General features: G+C 39.4%; 13 protein-coding genes. 9 read left to right on the top strand and 4 right to left on the bottom strand.

Annotated features, from left to right (window positions below):
* Positions 1-225: 225 nt before the first annotated feature.
* A complete protein-coding gene (locus HRT55_RS10500; RefSeq protein ID WP_291621048.1) occupies positions 226-723 on the bottom strand; it encodes a CreA family protein in 498 nt (165 codons plus the stop codon).
* A 508-nt stretch (positions 724-1,231) separates the two neighbouring features.
* Here HRT55_RS10500 and HRT55_RS10505 point away from each other — a divergent pair.
* Complete coding sequence (locus HRT55_RS10505) at positions 1,232-3,241, top strand: S9 family peptidase (protein ID WP_291621323.1); 2,010 nt, start codon at positions 1,232-1,234, stop codon at positions 3,239-3,241.
* Between the two features lie 368 nt (positions 3,242-3,609).
* Positions 3,610-5,535 (top strand): methyl-accepting chemotaxis protein, encoded by a 1,926-nt coding sequence (locus tag HRT55_RS10510; RefSeq protein ID WP_291621050.1) that lies wholly within the window; start codon positions 3,610-3,612, stop codon positions 5,533-5,535.
* Between the two features lie 244 nt (positions 5,536-5,779).
* Here HRT55_RS10510 and HRT55_RS10515 read toward each other — a convergent pair whose 3' ends face one another.
* Positions 5,780-7,840 (bottom strand): M13 family metallopeptidase, encoded by a 2,061-nt coding sequence (locus HRT55_RS10515; RefSeq protein ID WP_291621052.1) that lies wholly within the window; start codon positions 7,838-7,840, stop codon positions 5,780-5,782.
* A gap of 487 nt (positions 7,841-8,327) precedes the next feature.
* Between HRT55_RS10515 and HRT55_RS10520 the strand changes: the two genes are divergently transcribed.
* From HRT55_RS10520 to HRT55_RS10530, 3 genes are all read left to right on the top strand, one after another.
* Positions 8,328-9,140, top strand: a complete 813-nt coding sequence (locus tag HRT55_RS10520; protein ID WP_291621053.1) for an SDR family oxidoreductase — start codon at positions 8,328-8,330, stop codon at positions 9,138-9,140.
* 216 nt (positions 9,141-9,356) lie between these two features.
* Positions 9,357-9,881: a phosphatase PAP2 family protein gene (locus tag HRT55_RS10525; RefSeq protein ID WP_291621056.1), complete on the top strand. Its 525-nt coding sequence runs from the start codon at positions 9,357-9,359 to the stop codon at positions 9,879-9,881.
* 78 nt (positions 9,882-9,959) lie between these two features.
* Positions 9,960-10,295, top strand: a complete 336-nt coding sequence (locus HRT55_RS10530; RefSeq protein ID WP_291621058.1) for a DUF2956 domain-containing protein — start codon at positions 9,960-9,962, stop codon at positions 10,293-10,295.
* A gap of 819 nt (positions 10,296-11,114) precedes the next feature.
* Here HRT55_RS10530 and HRT55_RS10535 read toward each other — a convergent pair.
* Positions 11,115-12,083 (bottom strand): dihydrodipicolinate synthase family protein, encoded by a 969-nt coding sequence (locus HRT55_RS10535; RefSeq protein ID WP_291621325.1) that lies wholly within the window; start codon positions 12,081-12,083, stop codon positions 11,115-11,117.
* Between the two features lie 750 nt (positions 12,084-12,833).
* Positions 12,834-14,129: an FAD-binding oxidoreductase gene (locus HRT55_RS10540; RefSeq protein WP_291621059.1), complete on the bottom strand. Its 1,296-nt coding sequence runs from the start codon at positions 14,127-14,129 to the stop codon at positions 12,834-12,836.
* Positions 14,130-14,434: 305 nt separating this feature from the next.
* On the opposite strand from HRT55_RS10540, the gene HRT55_RS10545 reads away from it, so the two are divergent.
* From HRT55_RS10545 to HRT55_RS10560, 4 genes are all read left to right on the top strand, one after another.
* The gene (locus tag HRT55_RS10545; protein ID WP_291621061.1) at positions 14,435-15,448 is read left to right on the top strand and encodes a 4-hydroxyproline epimerase; all 1,014 of its coding nucleotides are present in this window, start codon (positions 14,435-14,437) and stop codon (positions 15,446-15,448) included.
* A gap of 136 nt (positions 15,449-15,584) precedes the next feature.
* Positions 15,585-17,117, top strand: coding sequence for an aldehyde dehydrogenase (NADP(+)) (locus HRT55_RS10550; RefSeq protein ID WP_291621063.1), 1,533 nt, complete (start codon positions 15,585-15,587; stop codon positions 17,115-17,117).
* A gap of 107 nt (positions 17,118-17,224) precedes the next feature.
* A complete protein-coding gene (locus HRT55_RS10555; RefSeq protein WP_291621065.1) occupies positions 17,225-19,201 on the top strand; it encodes an MFS transporter in 1,977 nt (658 codons plus the stop codon).
* A 127-nt stretch (positions 19,202-19,328) separates the two neighbouring features.
* Positions 19,329-20,408: a proline racemase family protein gene (locus tag HRT55_RS10560; RefSeq protein ID WP_291621067.1), complete on the top strand. Its 1,080-nt coding sequence runs from the start codon at positions 19,329-19,331 to the stop codon at positions 20,406-20,408.
* Positions 20,409-20,478: the final 70 nt, after the last annotated feature.

Genomic DNA, 20,478 nt, shown 5'->3' on the forward strand with positions numbered 1-20,478 from the left:
CTTTTATACAATAAATAAGCTGTGTATTAGTGTTTTTAAATGATTTATTTAAACTAAATTACAATAAGAGTTATTCTTATTTGGTGGTGGTATGTAGTTATTATTATTTAGTTATTGTTATCTTGTAGTGGTGGGGTTTTGTGAATAGAGTGAAGTAATCGTTAAAGAGGGGAACTGGCAGGTATAAGGTAGTTAGTAATAAAAAGGCTAACTACCTTCATAATACTATCTGTTTGAAATGATTTTGTGCTCTATAAAAGCTTTTGTTCCCCATAATGGCACAGTAGAAAGGCTGTGTTTGTAACTACCATCTGTTTCTTTGGTTGTATAAGAAAGGTAAAGCAGGGTTTGATTTTCAGCATCATAAATACGTCGAACTTTCATGGTCTTGAAGAAGATACTTTTCGACTGTTTAAACACTACTTCACCAGATTTACTCTTATCGATTGTTGCTATCATTTCAGCGGTTATATCACCTGTTTGACGGCAAGATATAGAACTGTCACTGGGATCAGATAGACTTAAATTAGCTTCAATAGATGCTATGTGACAAGTTACACCTGAAATTTTATCATCATCTAAAGACGACACTTTTATGTCCTTTAGCGTAAAGAACCCTAGCGATACATCACCCACTTCATTCTTCGATAAGCTCTTAAATATGAGTAATGCGATAACTAATATAATGAAGATTGAGCCGTAGATTTTTATCTTTTTTAACATGTTAATTTCCATCTGAATTGTTATTTATCACTGTCACTGATGTTTAAAATGATAATGAAGTGAATAAACGATTTCTTGAACTTTCAAGGCAGGCTAGATACTAACTGGCATTGCTGCTATTTAAAATATAAACATCAAAATAAGACACTTTATAACTGCTTTTATAACACCTTAGTTCGATCATATTCACTTATATTAGCCGTAATAAATTTCTTATTACCTTTCCTTCGCTTGAAGGATTTTTTAAAGCTTGTCTGGGCTGATAACTACAAACTTGCGACTAATGTACCAAGATACAAGATAGAACTCGGTGATAACGCATGTGAACAGTCGCTTCTTTGTATACAATATTAGCCCTCTTAATCTAAACCCAAATGATGTGAGTACATGTCAAGCTCACTTTTTACCGTGGAGTAAACCAATGCGCTTTTTTTCTCGATTTTCTTATCGATTAGTCTTGGCTGTTAGTGTCGTAACTGCACCATTCCTTACTGTAGCGAACAGTGTTATGGCTAATAGTGCTGTAACTACCAGTATTTCGGCTAATAGCCTGTTTGAAGCTAAAGATATTTTCTCGCTGGAATATGCCAGTGAGCCACAAATATCGCCTGATGGCAGTAAGATCGTTTATATCAGAAACTCTAATGACATCATGACCGATAACAAGAATAAAAACTTGTGGTTGATTGATGTTAAATCTAAAAAACAAATACCTCTTTTTTCTGATGATAAACAGTACTCATCGCCGCGCTGGTCAGCAGACGGCGAAAAAATTGCATTTATTAGTAACTTAACGGGCAGTTACCAAGTACATGTGCATTATCTAAAGCAAAATCGCACAGCACTTGTTAGTCAGTTACAAGGTGGCATTGGTAGTTTGACTTGGTCACCTGATGGTAAATGGTTAGCGTTTAGCCAACTTGTTGCTGAGCCGGCGACAGTGATTGCCAAAATGCCGAAAAAACCTAAAGGGGCTAAATGGTCTAAGCCCGTTGTAGTGATTGATAAAGCTTATTATCAGTCGGATGGTCGTGGTTTAGTTAAACCGGGTTACAAACATATTTTTGTCTTACCGAGTGAAGGTGGTACACCACGTCAGCTTACTCAAGGTGACTTTCATCACAAAGGTACACTTACATGGACTAAGAACAGTGATGGCATAGTATTTTCAGCTAACCGTATCAAAGATTGGGAATATAAATCACTTGAAGGTAACTTGTATCAAGTGAACTTAGCAGGTGGCGAGCTGAAGCAATTAACAAGAAAACCAGGTAAAGAGTTTAATCCAGTATTTTCAGAAAACGGTAAAAAGCTAGCCTTTTTATCTACATCAAATGCGCTAAACCCCTACCGTAATGCCAAATTAAACATTATGGATTGGAAAACTAAAAAAGTGACTGCCGTTGCCCGTGACTTTGATCGTTCAATAAGAGATCCGCAGTGGTTATCTAGCTCATTATTAGCAATAAGTTATGATGATTTTGGTAAACGTAAATTGGCCACTATTAGCACTAAAGGAAAAATAAAAGATCTAACCAACACGCTTGCGGGCACCAGTATTGGTCGACCTTATATCAGTGGTAGCTTTACTGCTTCAAACGAAGGCTATATGGCCTTTACTCAAGGTAGTTCTTCACGCCCAGCGGATGTTGCTGTTATTAATACTCGTAAGAAGTTATCGAAGTTAACACAATTAAATGAAGATTTATTTGGTCATAAAACGCTAGGCAAAGTACACGAAGTGAATTACAAATCATCTTTTGATGGTGAGCCTATTCAAGGTTGGTATATCACCCCGCCAAACTTCGACCCTAAGAAACAATACCCCTTGATTCTAGAGATCCATGGCGGTCCACATTTGGCTTATGGCCCACATTTTTCTGCTGAGTTACAACGTTTTGCCGCACAAGGTTATGTGGTTTTCTATGATAACCATCGTGGTAGTAGCTCTTATGGCGAACGTTTTGCCATGTTATTAAAATACAAGTACAGCTCTAAAGAAGACTTTGCTGATCACAACTCAGGTGTAGATGCCATGGTAGATATGGGCTTTATCGATGAGCAGAACTTATTTATCGCTGGCGGCTCTGCGGGTGGTATAGCCACTGCTTACGCTATTGGTTTAACAGATCGTTTTGCTGCGGCTGTTGTTGTTAAGCCAGTGATTAACTGGTTAAGTAAAGTGCTGACGGCTGATAGTGGCTTAGGGCAAATACCGACACAGTTTCCGGGTATGCCATGGGAACATGTTGAGCATTACTGGAAACGTTCGCCAATGTCTTTGGTTGGTAATGTCACCACACCAACTATGCTGATCACAGGGGAAGAGGATTTACGTACGCCAATGGCGCAAACAGAACAATTTTATCAGGCACTTAAATTGAGAAAAATTGATACTGTGTTGATTAAAGTTCCTGGAGCACCGCACGGAATTGCTGGTAAGCCATCAAGAATGATCACTAAAATTGAACATAGCCTTGCTTGGTTTAAAAAATATTTAAGCAAAACAGAGAAATAACCTACCTTTATCCACTTATTTTCATTAATCATGATGAATGGTAATAAACTTAAAAACCAAGCTTTAACTGCTTGGTTTTTTTATATCTTTTTTATCGTTTTTCTACTTCAGGAATACGCATAATGGCCGATAACTCTATAGATAAGCTTAGTTTTTCATTATATGAAATTATTAACTAAGCTAGGGTAAGTTTTTTAAATAATAATGCTATGTGGTCTATAGTTAAATTGGCTAAGTGCTTTATTTAAATAAGCTGAAATTATCCAGTAGCTTAAGCTAGCGGATAGTTTTATTTTATAGTCAGTTTTTAGTTCTTATTTTAGCCCCATTTCAGTTCGTTTTTTACTTTCAAAGGAAGAGATTTATCTATGTTGAATTTAACTATTCGCCGTAAAGTTGTACTTACTACCTTGACTGCCGTGGTGCTATCTATTGTGATCGTTAGTGCTTTTGCACTTAGCTCAAGTAGAGCCATTATTTTGGAGGCTGCCATTGAAAGAGAATTACCCGCAGCATTGGGTGAGGTTGCCAATGATTTAGATGCACATTTGTTGCTACCTATTACGGTATCGCAAACCATGTCGAGTAACCTTTATTCTCAGCAATTTATTGCCAATGGTGAACCAAGAGGTGAACATCAACAATTTATTTCTTATTTGAAAAATATTCAGAGTGAATTTGATACTATTAGCGCTTTTCTAGTGTCAGCCAATAGCGGACACTATTTCACCCCAGGTGGACTTTTTAAAACTCTGTCACCACAAGATAATAATGATCAATGGTTTTATAATTTTATCAATAGCGGCAAGCAATATGAACTTGCTCTAGATATTGATGAAGAAACCAATATTCCCACCTTGTTTATTAATTACCTGATGAGAGTTTCAGGGGAGCCCAGCGCTGTAGTGGGAGTAGGTTTATCATTAGAGAATATGGCTAAAACCATTAGTCAGTACCGTATTGCAGAAACAGGGAAAGTGTTCTTAGTCGATCAACAAGGCATAGTTAAGCTCCATCCTGATACACAACTTATCGGTAAGAGATTGTCTGATCTCGGTGTCATTGATAATCAAAGTCTTTTATCGAAAGCACAATTTAGTTCTACAGAATTTATTCAAAACGGTACGACAACCCTTATAGCTAGCCGATACCTAGATAGTATTGGTTGGTATGTCATTGCTGAGGTACCAAAACATGAGGTACTAGGTGGGCTAACTAAATTGACTTGGGCACTTGTGATGATGGGCATTATTATTGCGGTAATTTCTGCCTTTGTTAGTACATGGCTTATTTCTCGTTTAATTGCACCTTTTGGTCAAGTGGCCGATATGTTAGCTGAAATTGGTAAAGGTGGTGGTGATTTAACCCGTCGTTTAGATGATTCTCGTGAAGACGAAGCCGGTACAATGGCAAAGGGATATAATCAATTTGTTAGCCATTTAAGTGAAATAATGCAACAGGTTTCTAATACTGGTAATGAGCTTGCGGAGGCGATTGAACAAATTGACTCTCAAGCTAAATCAATGGAAGCTGAAATTAATGAGCAAGTGAGTCGAGTTGAACAAATTGCCACGGCTATGCATGAAATGGGCATGACAGCAGAAGAAATTGCCGGTAGCGCTAATAATGCCGCACAGAGTGCGCAAGCTGCAGATGCCACCGTGCAGCAAGGTAACGACTCTGTTGTGCAAACCATATCGAGCGTTTCAGCTATGAGTGAGCAACTTATTTCAACCAGTACTATGATCACGCAATTGGCTGAAGATGCACGCTCTATTGACACCGTTGTGGAAGTAATACGTAGTGTTTCAGAGCAAACTAACTTGTTGGCGCTTAATGCCGCTATTGAAGCTGCCCGTGCGGGTGAACAAGGTCGAGGTTTTGCCGTGGTTGCGGATGAAGTAAGAACCTTAGCATCTCGCAGTCATGATTCGACGGAAGAAATTCGAAATATTATTGAAAAGCTGCAAGCTAAAACCGAAGAAGTGGTTTTAGCTATCTCGCAAAGCACCGAATTGAGCACTAACAGTCAAACTGAGGCGGGTCATTCAGGTAAACACTTAGAAAGTATCTCTGAAAGCATCGCTATTATGAATGATATGAATTTACAAATAGCCACGGCGACAGGAGAGCAATCTAATGTGGTCGGTGAAATTAACCCTCATGTTACTGCTGTTGCTGATATCTCTCGTGCTAATAGCGAGATAGTTCAGCAAACCTCTATTGCATGTAGTGAGCTAAGAGAAAAAGCAATGCACTTAAATGAATTAGTATCACGTTTTAAGTTTAACTAATATTAATGGCCTAAATATCCAATAACGTCGTTGCTTTCAATCACAATAGCCAGCTATTGCTCAATCAAGCGTCTTGTTTTTGAACATTTATTCTCATTGAATTTGATTGCTTTAACATAAAATTCATTTAATACAGTTTTCTCTGATAATAGAATTTAAAATATCATCCTACGAAATAAAAATGCCAGTCAATATTATTGACTGGCATTTTTGTTTGTCTGGCAAAAGTTAATAATTACCCATATTACCAAATACGAACACGTTCATCTTCTGGTAAATAAAGCGCATCACCTGGTTTTACGTCAAAGGCTTTATACCAAGCATCGTGGTTACGTGGAGCTTGAGCACGAAAACGTCCTGGTGCATGAGTACCACCACGTAGCTGGTTTAACATGCTCTTTTCAGTACGTTTTTCTTTCCATACTTGTGCCCATGCTAAGAAGAATCGTTGGTCACCAGTAACACCGTCAATCACCGGCGCTTCTTCGCCTTTTAAACTTAATCTATAAGCATGATAGGCCATTGCTAAACCACCAACATCACCAATATTTTCGCCTAAGCTGTTACGGCCGTTAACAAAGTTATCTGGAATAGGTTCATACTTATTGTATTGCGCTACTAACTGATCGGCTTTCGCATCAAAGGCGTCTCTGTCTGCATCTGTCCACCAATTGCGTTGAATACCATTAGCATCAGATTTTGAACCTTGGTCATCAAAGCCATGGCCCATTTCATGGCCAATTACGGCACCAATAGCGCCGTAGTTAACCGCGGCATCGGCCTTAGGGTCGAAAAATGGCGGTTGTAAAATCGCTGCCGGGAAGACAATTTCATTAAATGAACTGTTGTAGTAAGCATTTACGCGTTGTGGTGTCATGCCCCAACGAGTACGATCGGTTTTCATCAACTCTTTTGATACGCTATCGGCATTAAAGAATTGACGAAGATTTTTAATATTGCCAACTAAATCAGTTTTAGAAATTGTGACACCGTCAAACTCCTGCCATACATCAGGGTAACCAATTTTAGGGTTGAAAGCCTCAAGCTTAGCGTGGGCGTTAACTTTAGTTTCTTCACCCATCCAGTCAAGTCCGTCAATACGTTGGCCAAGTGCTGTACGTAAATTCTCAACCAGCTGCGCCATTTGTACTTTTGAGCTTTCAGGGAAATAGCGCGCTACATAAACTTTACCAATAGCAAAACCTAATGATTCGGTATCTGACATTTCACCAATAGCACGTTTCCAACGAGGACGAGGCACTTCTTGGCCATTTAATTCTTTACCATAAAAAGCAAAGTTAGCGGCATAAATTTCATCAGACAATAAGTCTGAGTTACCACTGATAGTATGGAATGTTAAATAATCTTGCCAAACAGCTAATGACTCTGAATTGATTAAAGCAATCATGGCCTTAACTGGCTCTGGCTGAGAGATATTAAGTTGTGGCACTTTATAGCCAGATTGAGCAAAGTAAGTATCCCAGTCAAAATCAGGATATTGCTTAGTTAAATCAGCACGTTTAACTTGATTTAAGCTTAAGTCACGGTTACGTTTTTTCTCACGTGGCCAGTGGCCTTGTGCTATTTTCGTTTCTAGTGCTAAAACCTGTTCAGCACGTGTTTGGCCATTTTCAATACCAGCAAAAGCTAGCATAGTCGCAATATGCGCTACATAGGCATTACGCGTTGTCTCAAAACGCTCACTTTCTTCTAAGTAGTAAGAACGATCAGGAAGACCTAAGCCGCCAGCACCAATAGACATTTCATACTGATTTGGATCTAAACGGTTAAACCACATATAGCCACCGATAGGAGACTCGGTGCCCGTTAACCATGCTTCGCCAAATACCTTGGTTAAGTCTTTAGTGTTTTTAACTGCACTAATTTGGTCTAAAGTACTCTGAATTGGGCTGATGCCTAATTTGTTGACCGTTTCAGTATCCATATAAGCCTGATAAAAGTCAGCAACTAATTGCTCATCGGCGTTAAGGTCGCTGCGGCTGGTAATATCATCAATAATCTCTTTTACTTGTTTTTCACTACGTTCAGCTAAACCAGTAAAAGCACCATAGCGGGTTTTATCGGCAGGCATAACAAAATTGTCATACCAAGTACCACTGGCATACATAAAGAAGTCATCACCGGGTTTTATCGCTTCATTACGTGCACTTAAATCAACGCCAAAGCTGCCTAACTCTGCTTTACTGGCGACAAGGCTGCTATTACTGTCGTTACTCGCTTCAAACATGCCACAACCACCAAGAAAGGTAGTTGCCAAGGCAAGAGCTATTAAAGATTTTTTCATGAAAAGTTCTCTTTTATATTAATAGGTTGCAGTTAATTTATTGTAGTTATTTAGTAATACAGGTAAATACCTAGATTAAATCAAGCCGCTATAGTTTTGTTTTTATAAGTTATGATTATAGTGTCTGCTTTATAACTTTATTGTTTCTGTCTGCTTATTTATTGTTAGCGATTTTTATCGACTAACTTTAGCATTGTTCACTTAGCCATTTTCTCGTATGTTAAAAAAATGTCAACTAGGATACGTTTAACGGTAGTGTTTAACCGACGAGGTTATTGTCACAGCAACTTTACAAGCTAATATGCCTTGATGTGATCACTGCATGGATGTAGCTTATTAGATAATGCAGGACCATAGCCTCCAGAGCTATCGTATGAGAAAGACTCAGGTTGTATAAATCTCCCAAAACAGCTGTAAAAAATATTAAAAGAACAACAGTCCTAGGAGTTTTAATCTATAAAAATAATAAAAACAAGGTGATAAAATAATGGATTTCAAAAACAAGACGGTAATCGTAACGGGTGCATCCGCAGGTGTTGGCGCCGCGGTTGCGCGAAATTTTGCAAAACTTGGTGCTAACATAGTGTTGGTAGCTCGCGGTGCTGAAGCACTCGATAAAATAACTAAAGATTTAGCCACGCTAACTGATGTATATAGCCACACGTTGGATGTTGGTAATAGTGAAGCATGTCGAGAGCTTGTCGATATAGTCGTAGAAAAATTTGGCTCTGTTGATGTCTTGGTTAATAATGCTGGCTATCATCAGCGGGGTGATGTTAGTTGCAATGATCCCCGAGATTTAGCGGCAATGGTTGATATAAACTTACGCGCACCGATTGTGTTGTCATCGCTAGTGTTACCACACATGCTAGAAAATAAATCTGGCGCCATTGTCAATGTTGGCTCACTTGCTGGTCGCACACCACTGCAAGGTGCGGCAACGTATAGCGCAACTAAAGCAGGATTACGTGCATTTTCGTATGCACTAGCCGACGAAGTTAAAGAATGCGGTATTAATGTCGGTTTGGTATCTCCAGGACCTATCGATACAGGGTTTATCATGGATAATATGGATACCGTAGAAGATATTGTATTCTCGCAACCTTTAAGTACAGCTGAACAAGTGGCTGACGCGGTTGTTAAAGTTGCTGAGGGCAAACGCACTGAAATCATTTTACCAGCGTCGAGTGGCTTTCTAACGACCATTTCTTATTTGTTTCCTACATTAAGACGTGTGATCCGCCCATCGCTTTATGAAAAGGGTCGCAAGGCTAAATTGCGTATCGCACAAAGAAAATAGCATTTAATCAGTTGTTTCGCAGTACTTCTAAGGATATAATCCTTTAATTACAATGTCTTAATGAGATATCTATTTTCCGATGTGAATAGTTTTTTACTAAATATTCTTTAAGTAATAGTGTACGTTGATTATCTTCTGTCAGTTAAATGAGCTTTGCAATTATTGCTTTGGCTAGGTATAAAGGCGACCATGATTTGTTTTTTATGGGGTAATTGAGTGAAGGCGTTTTTATTTATATGTTTATTGGTTGTTGCGGGTCCAGTACTAGCAAAGTCAAATCTAGAAAAATCAGGGGATATCATCCACTTACTTTTACCTGTCGCAGCTTTAGGGGCAACGCTTGTTATCGAGGATGATTATCAGGGCAGTTGGCAGTTAATTAAGTCAGGTGTGGTATCTCGCGTGGCGGTGGAAGGGTTAAAGTTTGCTGTCGATAAAGACCGACCTGATGGCTCGGGTGATGACTCTTTCCCTTCTGGCCATACGGCAGATAGCTTTGCTGCAGCAACATTTATTCAACAGCGTTACGGTTGGCGTTGGGCTATTCCTGCCTATATAGGTGCAACATTTGTTGGTTATAGCCGAGTTCAAAGTGATAAACATTATGCGGTAGATGTATTAGCTGGTGCTGCTATTGGTATTATTTCAGGGCTATATTTTACCGAGCCTTATTCAGGTATTACCATTTCTCCTACAGCTAGCAGTGGTCATTATGGCTTGAGCTTCAGTGGCACTTTTTAATAAACTAGGTGAGCCAGTGAAAAATTTAGCAATGGCTAATAAATTATCAAAAGAATCAGTTAAGAGTAGCAACAAGTAATGAATACTAAAGTATCAAAAGAAACTCAAGAGCAAGCCATGAAAGTGGCGAAAGGCATACAAAAGAAAGGTCAAAATAAAGATCAAACCAAACTCATTGCTCAAGGTATTGAAAAGGGCATTAGTGAGTATAAAAAGCAGCAAAGCAAAAAATCCCGTGACCGAGATAAAGACCGTAAACAGCTAGTAAAACAAAAGCAACGTGCTGCACAAGAGCTAGACGAATTGGGTGAAGCAAATGAAATTCACAGCACTGATAAGTTACCTTGGGCCTTACTAGTATTTAGCTGGCTTGGCTTTATTAGCTATTTGTTAGTTAACCTGAACTCGATTTAACAAATGTTTCTCTAGCAGGTGTTTTTACTTACTTTTGCGTTAAATTCACTTGCAATATGCCAGCTATTGACGCGTAAATTAGCCTTGAATTAAGAAAAACTATCAAGATAGATATAGTATTAAGTTATTTGGCTAATAGCTTCAATGAGTTAAATATATCTTAAACCGAGCTCAGGTTAATTAGCTAATAAAGTTACACTGGAATTTGTTAAGGCTAGTTAAAGCGGCTGATACAAAAAGCGCTTAAATCTATTTCAGTGGTTTGTTTGCTAACTAACTGACCAACCAATAAGTTTTCCCGTTATTACTCCTTGCGTTAGCCCCAAGTATTGATGACCAAGAGCAAAGAATACTTTATCGTGGTTTGGCGCTTGGTAAATTCGCTAAGAGCAATACTTATACCCGCTCCACTTGAATATGCTCGTTTCAGGAAGCTTGAGCGAATCATATTCAAGGCATGTTTTTTGTTAATGGTTATTCCCTTAAAAACAAATGTAACGACGAATATGGTTTGCTCAGGCTTCCCCAAAGGGCTGGTTTATAAACGATTTATGTTACGTTATTGATTTCGACAAGGGAATAACCATTCTCTTCAATCAATGCCTTACCTAAAGGCGTTTATAATTCCAGCTGAATCCTGCATCTTCAAGTGGAACGGGTATAACGCTACCTGGTCAAATGTTTAGAAGAACACAGTCAACCCGAGCCTGACATAGAATCATTGCTACCTTGGGATCTAAAAACTCGGTGCCAATCTGAAGACGGAAACAAAAAAGCTCCGTAAAAACGGAGCTTTCTCTTTTTGAATATTTGAAAGGATCAGTCTATTAAATCCAGAAGTTCAAGTCTTTCTTTTGCTAGACTATATCTTGTGCGGACATCATCAATTTGCAGTTGAGTTAATTTCTTACCAAAGGTACGAAGCCCTCCAGTAGCATCATTATGATGAATTCCCATAGCAAACTTAAGATATTCCATAAGCAGCGGTTGAGCATCAAGATATGATATGGAATTCATAGCCTGAGAAATTTTGTTTGCCTCAGCCCATTCACCTTTTAAAACATATTCCTGCATAGTAACACTAGCTTTTGGGAAGATAGTACCTACACCTGTAATCCCACCGCATGCTCCAGCAAGTCCTGCATGTACAGTTACAGTATCAACACCTGCCAATATTTTTAAATCTTTGTTCTCTAACATCAGCGTTTCAATAGTTGAAACATCTGTAGTCGATATTTTAAGAGCAGTTACTGCAGGTAGAGCAGCAAGTCTTCTAAGAATATCTGTTGAAAGTGCATGATAGCCGGCTGCATCAGGGTTGTTATAAGGCATAATTGTTACGCCTGCCTCTTTTGCAGCTATTGCAGCAAGCTCATAGTACGCATACATTTCTTCATCAGAAGGAACCGCCTTAGTTTTTGGCGGCATCACCATGACTGTATCCACTCCAACCGTTGCGAGTCCTTCAATGATTGTGGCAAGCTCTTCCTTAGTTTCTGCCGCAGCTCCACTGATCAACGGGACATTGTATTCTTTAGCAACCTCAGAAAGGCATTTAAGTAAAGAAAGACGCTGTTCGTTGCTCAGGTAGCTATTCTCACCCAGAGTACCAGAAGCGACAAGTCCGCCCATTCTGCTTCCGCCCTTTCCCTGAGCTTTTAAAACATCTGCGGCCTGTTTTTTTGTTACATCAAAGTCAATTTCAAGGGCACCAGATTCTGACTCTTTTAGCCATGTAAACACGGCCGGCATAACCGTATATCGCCAATCTGTACTATTTGTTTCCATCATATTTCCTGTTGTTCAAAAATTACACCAAATAATTGTATCACACATTACGTATGGTATACAATATACAATGTAGATCAAGTAAATTATATCAGTTAAATTACCTTCGGCAAAACCGAGGTTTATTGGGTTACGCCCTCAAAGGGCTTAAGTTAACGCTCAAAGCGTATTACAAGCCAAACTTCAGTTGATCCCTGAACTCATCATTTTTCTCTTGATTTCGGATATATACCCGTTACCATTCAAGATGCATGTTTCAGAGTGCTTGAGCAATTTCAATTCAAGGCGCTGTGATGAAATAATGGTTGTTCTGGAGAATAGCTCCTGCATTATCTAATAAGCTACCTCCATGTAGCGTCCTTCTAAGTCACTGCAACGATGAAGTGATGTTGCTCAAACGCTTATTCGATGGGTTTAAAATGACTTTATGCAGCGTTAAAGAACAAAAATATAGAGTGACTATGTTTACGTTCTTCTCCTTGCCTAAAGTCCTTTTAATTCCCACTGAAATCGAGCACTTTGAATGGTAGCGGGTATAAACCTATGCGAGTCACCCCAGCATAGCTGGGGGTTTATCAATGTTTAATTAAATTATGTCAATAAAATTATGCAAGCAAGCTTCAATTTTGGCTGTTGAATTTTCCTTATTCAGTAAGCGTTCTGTGAGATTTTCTACAAGTGATTTAGTTTGGTCAGGATTTTCAAAAATGAACTGTTCAATTTTTACTGTCGCAGTTGCCTGAGTTAATGCTAGTTAAAGCGACTAATACAAAAAGGACTAACGTCAATTTCTGTCTTTTTCTTCGTGACTAATTGACCAATTAGTTTGCCGGTAATAGCTCCTTGGGTTAGACCTAAGTGCTGATGGCCAAGAGCAAAAAATATTTTATCGTGATTTGGCGCTTGGCAAATAACAGGTAAAGAGTCAGGTAATGACGGGCGACAACCCATCCAAGCTTCTTGCTCAGATTTTTGTTCTGTTCCCTGTTCAGGAAGCGTCTTTAGAATAAAAGCGGCATTAGCTTTTAACATTTCTGCGCGCTTATAGTTGGGTCGTGCTTTAAGACCAGCATACTCCACTGTGCCCGCAAGTCTTAAGGTGTTAGCCATTGGGGTAATGATAAAGCGACGTTCAGCAGAAGCTACAGGGCGAGATAATAGGGCAGACTCTTGTTCATTTATAGGTAAACTCAAGCTATAACCGCGTTCGGCTTCAATAGGCAGGTGATAATCTAAGCCTTTTAGTAACTCTTTTGACCAAGCACCACAAGCAACAACACAATGATCAAAAGTTAAGTTTTCTTGCTCGGTTTTAACCGTAACACAGGTATCACTCTGAGCTAGTTGTGTGACTGCGCTTTGTTGGAAAGTCATGCCTTTATTTTTGGCAAATTCGCTAAGAGCAACACTCAATGCTAGCGGGTCAATAGTGTGGGCTACATCGGTAAAGAATAACGAGTAATTAATATTGTCGTGTAAGTTTGGCTCAAGCTTAATCGTTTCTGCTCTATCTAATAGTTTTACCGCCACACCTTCATTTTTATAATGCTGATACATGGTATCTACTTTATTGTAATTGGTTGTCTCAAAAACTAGCAATGAACCTTGCAATGTCATGAGGTGCTCCATATTTTCCTCTTTTAATAGCGCACTATAGTGACCGATGGCATCTTTATTTAATGCTTTTATCGCCACTGTGTTTTTGTCGCGCAAACTTGGTCGCATGTTATTAAAAAACTGCATGAACCAAGGAATGGCTTTAATAAAGTGTTTGGCAGATAAAGACACAGGACCAAGCGGGTCAAGTAAGAGCTTAGGCATTTGCCATAATAATGAAGACTCGGCGAGTGGAAACACTTGTTCTGTAGCAAAATGTCCGGCATTAGCCTTAGAGCATCCCAAACCTATACCTTCTTTATCAAGTAAAGTGACTTGATAGCCCAAACTTTGCAATTCAAGGGCACAGTTTATACCAATAATTCCGGCGCCAATTACCGCAACTGTTTGTTGTTTATTATCCTGTTGTTTGTTTGTTACTGTGTTCATTAATTTACACCTTGGGATGGATATAGATCTAAGTTATTGTTGTTAATATGTATTACTGGCAAGTAAAAAGTATAACTAAATTATACTTGCCATTACTTAAGGATTGTATACAATATACCTAATCTAAACTAGTAATAGTTTTAACAAAATCAATTGTGGTACTAAACGGAATTGACGTCGAATATAACATCAACAGATAAATCGGCATTACTGATAGCTTATTTTTGATAAACGGGGAAGCATAGGAGGAAAACCCTTATGCTTCCCTTAGTCGGTTAAAAAAAGGAATTATTATTGGGGATATTATGGTTAAGGGCACATTTTTTTGTATCGACGCACATACATGCGGTAATCCGGTTCGGTTAGTAACCAGCGGCCACCCTAACTTAGTGGGTAAAACCATGAGTGAAAAACGCTTAGATTTTCTCGAGCGTTTTGATTGGATCCGTCAAGGTTTGATGTTTGAACCGCGCGGTCACGATATGATGTCAGGTGCATTTTTGTATCCACCTTGTAGTGACAATGCCGATGCAGCCATTTTATTTATTGAAACCTCAGGCTGCCTTCCAATGTGTGGCCATGGCACTATTGGTACTATTACCGCAGGTTTAGAAAACGGTCTTATCACCCCGAAAACTCCAGGTAAACTCATTGTTGATGTTCCTGCCGGTCAAATTTTTATTGAGTATCAAGAAAAGAATGGCAAGGTTGCTAACGTTAAAATATTTAATGTTGCCTCTTACTTAGCACATCGCGATATCACCTTAGATATACCCGGTTTAGGGCAGTTAACGGTTGATATTTCTTATGGCGGCAACTTTTATGTCATCGTTGAACCGCAAGAAAACTTTCCTGGTATAGATAAGTGGACTGCTGCAGAGATATTGCTGTGGAGTCCAATTGTACGTGAAATAGCAAGCAAGTCGCTTGACTGCGTTCACCCAGAAGATGCTAGCGTTAATGGCGTCAGTCACGTTTTGTGGACAGGAATACCGCAAACCCAAGGCTCTGATGCGGCTAATGCGGTTTTTTATGGTGATAAAGCCATAGACAGATCGCCATGCGGTACCGGTACAAGCGCGAGAATGGCGCAGTTATTTGCCAAAGGTGAACTAGCTGTTGGCGATACCTTTGTACATGAGAGCTATATTGGTAGCCAATTTACCGGCAAGATTGAAGGCGTAGTTGAGATCAATGCTTCAGGTAAGACTATCACTGCTATTATGCCGAGCATTCAAGGTTGGGCAAAAGTATTTGGTAAAAACTGTATTACCATTGATGACGACGATCCTTATGCCTTTGGTTTTAGCGTTAAGTAGCGTAAATAAGACAGAAATAACAAAGCATAAGATAAATATACCTCTTATTTTATCCCTTGTTTAAATACATATTATATCCAGTGCCTTTATTCTATAAAGGCACTTAGCAATACATGCAACATAAGTGAGTAATAAGATGACGATAACAGGACAGAATTTAATTGCCGGCGAATGGTCAGGCGATACTAAAGGTGGTTTTAAAGCATTTAATGCCCAAACACACCTTGCTATTGATATTGAGTTTGCTGATGCAACTGAGCTTGAAGTAAATACTGCCATTGTACGTGCAAATGAAGCATTCACTTCTTATAGCCAATTAAGTGCGGCAAAGCGTGCTACATTCTTACGTGCAATTGGTGCTGAAATTCTTGCTTTAGGTGATGAACTTGTTGAAACCGCTTGTGGTGAAACAGGTCTACCGGCCATGCGTATTCAAGGCGAGCGCGGTAGAACGATTGGTCAACTTGGACTTTTTGCTGACTTATTAGAGTCAGGCGAATACCAAGGTGTTATTGAGCAAGCGAATGCTGACCGTCAACCACTTCCAAAACCAGATACTCGTTTAGGTTATTTACCTTTAGGTGTGGTTGGTGTTTTTGCTGCAAGTAATTTTCCATTAGCTTTCTCTACTGCTGGTGGCGACACTGCTTCAGCTTTAGCTGCAGGTTGTCCTGTAGTTATGAAAGCACACGCAGCTCATCCTGCCACTGCTGAATTAGTAGCACGTGCTATCTTAAAAGCGATTGAAAGCTGTAATTTAGACCGCGGTGTATTTTCGCTTATTCAAGGTAAAAACTACGCTATCGCTACACAAATAGTTACTCATCCATCAGTTAAAGCGGTTGGTTTTACTGGCTCTGAGCGTGTAGGTATGATTTTACAAGCGCAAATTCACCAACGAGCTGAACCGATTCCATTTTATGGTGAGCTTGGTAGTATTAACCCACAATTTATTATGCCTAATAAAGTTGACCAAGACGGCGCTGAAATAGCACAAGGCTTAGTTGCTTCATTAATGATGGGCCAAGGACAGTTTTGTACCAGCCCTGGCGTTTGGGTTGTGGTAGGCAGTGAAGATAGTGCCAACTATCAAACGTTTATTACTTCGGCAAGCGAAGCATTAGCACAGCAAGCTGCTGGTGTTATGTTAACTCCAGCAATGTGTGCTAGCTACAATAACGCGGTTGCAGAGCGAAAAGCACTTAGCGGTGTCAGCTTATTAGCAACGGGTAAAACAGGTAATGAACAAGAATGTTCAGCCTCTTTATTTGCTACCGACCTAGCAACATTTGCTAAAACGCCATTACTACAAGAAGAAGTATTTGGATTCAGTGCTTTAGTTGTTCGTTGTGATGATCAAGCACAAATGATGGAGTTTGTTAGCCTTCTTAAAGGTAATTTAACCGCCAGTATTCATGGTTTAGAGAGTGACTTAACTGCGTCAAAAGAGTTAAGCCTTAACCTTGCCCATAAAGTAGGTCGCTTGATTTATAATCAAATGCCTACTGGTGTTGAAGTATGTGCTTCAATGAACCACGGTGGTCCATTCCCAGCATCAACTAATATCAGAACAACGTCGGTGGGCAGTGCAGCCATAACCCGCTTTAGACGACCTATCTGTTATCAAAATATGCCGGCAGAGTTGTTACCGACCTTGTTAAAAGATTAGTTTAAAGCCAAGTGCATATTGTGTACTTGGCTTTTTTTTTACTTTTAACTTTATCTTTAAATATTACTTAACATTTACTTTCAACACTAATTCTGTTGATTTATGCAATGTTCAGCGTTGTACAAATAAACAAGACTAATGGTGTTAATGATCAACAACCCAGAATAAAAAAATCAATAATAAAAATGGTGGATAAGACAGTGAGCCTAACTAAACGAAGTCCTTTTCAGCAAGCCTTTTATGTAGCCAATACCATGGAGATCTTTGAACGACTTGCTTGGTATGGCATGTACACATTACTTGCTAGTTATATTATGACGCCTACCACGCAAGGCGGTTTAGGTTTAGGTAATACCGAACGTGGTTTAATTATGGGTGTGGTGCCTTTCTTCCTTTATCTTTTTCCTGTAGTTTCTGGTGCACTAGCCGATCGCTTTGGTTATCGGAAAATGTTTTTGCTGTCTTTTACCCTGATGGCGCCAAGTTATTACTTTTTAGGTTATGCCAAAGATTTAGCCAGCTTTATGAGCATATTTATGTTGATAGCACTGGGAGCTGGGATATTCAAGCCGGTAGTAACCGCAACCATTAGCCGTACCACAGATGATACTAACCGAGGCTTAGGCTTTGGTATTTTCTATATGATGGTTAATATTGGTGGTTTTTTAGGGCCAGTAATCGCGCCTATTATTCAAAAGAATTATGGTTGGCAATGGGTATTCATCTTTGCTTGTATTTGGATCTCGGTAAACTTTATTCCGGCGTTATTTTTCTATAAAGAACCTGAACGTCATGGTAAAAATAAAACACTCACGCAAGTATTCCAAGAAATGCAGCAAGTACTGGGTAATTTTCGTCTGGCCTTATTAGTTGTTCCCTTGTTAGTCTTGTTAGTGGCTTTTTATGCGGGTTTTATTGGTGCGCAGAGTACATTGGTAAGTCTGGCCGTTTTGGTGGTAAGCGCGGTTGTTTGGGATGTTTTGGTTACTAAGTTCTCAGATAAAGACAGCCTTGATAACGATTCGCTCACATCAGGCCAAGAACCACAAGCTCAGTTAGTACCAACAACCTTACCCTGGTATCTACAAAAAATGCGCATAGGTAATAAACCATTTATGATTTATTTGCTTATTTTGACAGGCTTTTGGACTGTCTATATGCAAATTTTTGTCACCCTACCTGTTTATATTCGCGACTTTGTTGATACCTCAGATTTGGTTTCACTACTACATAGCGTTAGCCCTTGGTTACACGATATTTTAACCACAGTTAACCTTGATACTTTATCGGGTGAAATTACCCGCTTAGCTATCAACTTTAAAGACGTCGATATTGGCCAAACGCCAGCGGCTTTACAAGAAGTAGTACGCACACTATCGTCACTGGATGTCCGCATACCTGAAGATGAAATCATTCATAGTTTTGCTCAATTTGATCAACTAAATCAGCTAACAGACTCAAGTGCACAGACTCTGAGTAAAGAGGTTGCTCAGCAGTGGTCGACGCAATATCGTCAAATGAACCCGGCAACTATTTTGAGTATTGATTTCTTAATGATCATTATTTTTCAAATTAGTATCAGTCGCTTTATTGATAAGTTTAAAGCCTTGCCTGCTTTGATTGTCGGCACCGCTATTTTATCGCTGTCTATGTTGATGCAAGGATTTGCTCACGGCATGATTTTGGGTGGTTTGTTAGTAAGTTGCGCTGTAGTGGTTTTTGCTGTTGGTGAGATGATTTCAGCGCCAAAAAGCCAAGAGTATGTGGCAAGTTTTGCCCCCAAAGATAAAGCCGCTATGTTTATGGGGTACTACTTTGTTTCAATGGCATTAGGTAACTTATTTGCCGGTTTACTATCTGGTTGGCTATATGGTTATTTTGCTACCCAGTTATCACGTCCTGAATTGATGTGGGCCATTATTGCCTGCTTAGGTTTTGTCACTTGTATTGGCTTTTATTTATTCAATAAGCACTTTATCAAAGATATTAAAAAGCAGCAGTTAGCACAAAAAGAGCAGTCAGCAGAACTCTCAACTGAATTATCAACTGAAAAATCAGCAAAGCCTTCAGCAACGGTAGCATAAGTAATTAACTATAAGAGGCTGTTTATTGCTACAGAGCAACAGCCTAAGCCTAAAGAAAAGTAGGATTAGTAATTAGTAATTAGTAAATGAAAGAGAAAGTAATGAGTAATATCTATGAGTCATACCTATGAGTAAGAATATAGCGCAAGCCGCTGAAAAATTTGAGCAGTGGCAACCTAATAACAGCCAAGAAATTTTTTTAACTATTAATACCCTTGAGTGTCATACCGGCGGTGAGCCATTACGCATCATCACTAGCGGTTTTCCTGCCCTTAAAGGCGAGACTATCCTAGCGAAAAGAGATTACTGTAGACAAAATTATGATGATCTTCGTCGAGCATTAATGTTTGAACCACGTGGTCATGCAGATATGTACGGCGCTATTATTACCGATGCTGAGCGAGACGATAGTCACTTTGGCGCAATCTTTATTCATAATGAAGGTTATAGCACCATGTGTGGTCATGCGGTAATTGCCTTAACAAAAACTGCGGTAGAGTCAGGTGTGGTTGCCAGAACCGGTGATGTGACTAAGGTTGTTATTGATGTCCCTTGTGGTCAAATACATGCCTTGGCCTACAGCCATAACGATGTGGTGAAACAAGTTAGCTTTCAATGTGTACCGTCCTTTGTTTATGCCAAAGAGCAAAAAATTCAAGTTGAGGGTATAGGCCTTGTCCAGTTTGACATTGCCTACGGCGGCGCTTTTTATGCTTATGTACAGGCATCACCTCTCGGCTTATCACTTATGCCTGAGCAACAAGAAAAGCTTATTGATTATGGCCGTAAAATTAAACAAGCCATTATAGAGTCGACAGCCCCAGAGCTGAGTATTACTCACCCAACAACCCCAGAATTAAGCTTTTTATATGGGGTGATTTTTATTGATGACTCGCCTAACCAAGGGGTGCACTCTCGCAATGTTTGTATCTTTGCTGATGGCGAATTGGACCGAAGCCCTACCGGTAGTGGTGTCAGTGGTCGCATTGCCTTACATCATGCAAAAGGGCAGGTTGCATTAAATGAAGCGATTACCATTGAAAGTATTTTAGCTAGCCCCTTTAGTGTGCAAGCCATTGAGGCACTCTCTTTTGCTGGCTTTGATGCCGTGATCCCCGAAGTGACTGGCGATGCCTATGTTTGTGGCAAAGGTCAGTGGCTTATTAACAGTGAAGACCCATTGAGATATGGCTTTTTATTGAGATAATCGAAAGTTAACAAGCGATTTTTTAACGTAGCATAAATAGTAAAATTCAAGTCGAATTTTTGAGGAGTAT

Origin of the sequence: Colwellia sp. (assembly GCF_013214175.1) — a bacterium.
In the GTDB taxonomy this organism is placed as follows: Bacteria; Pseudomonadota; Gammaproteobacteria; order Enterobacterales; family Alteromonadaceae; genus Colwellia.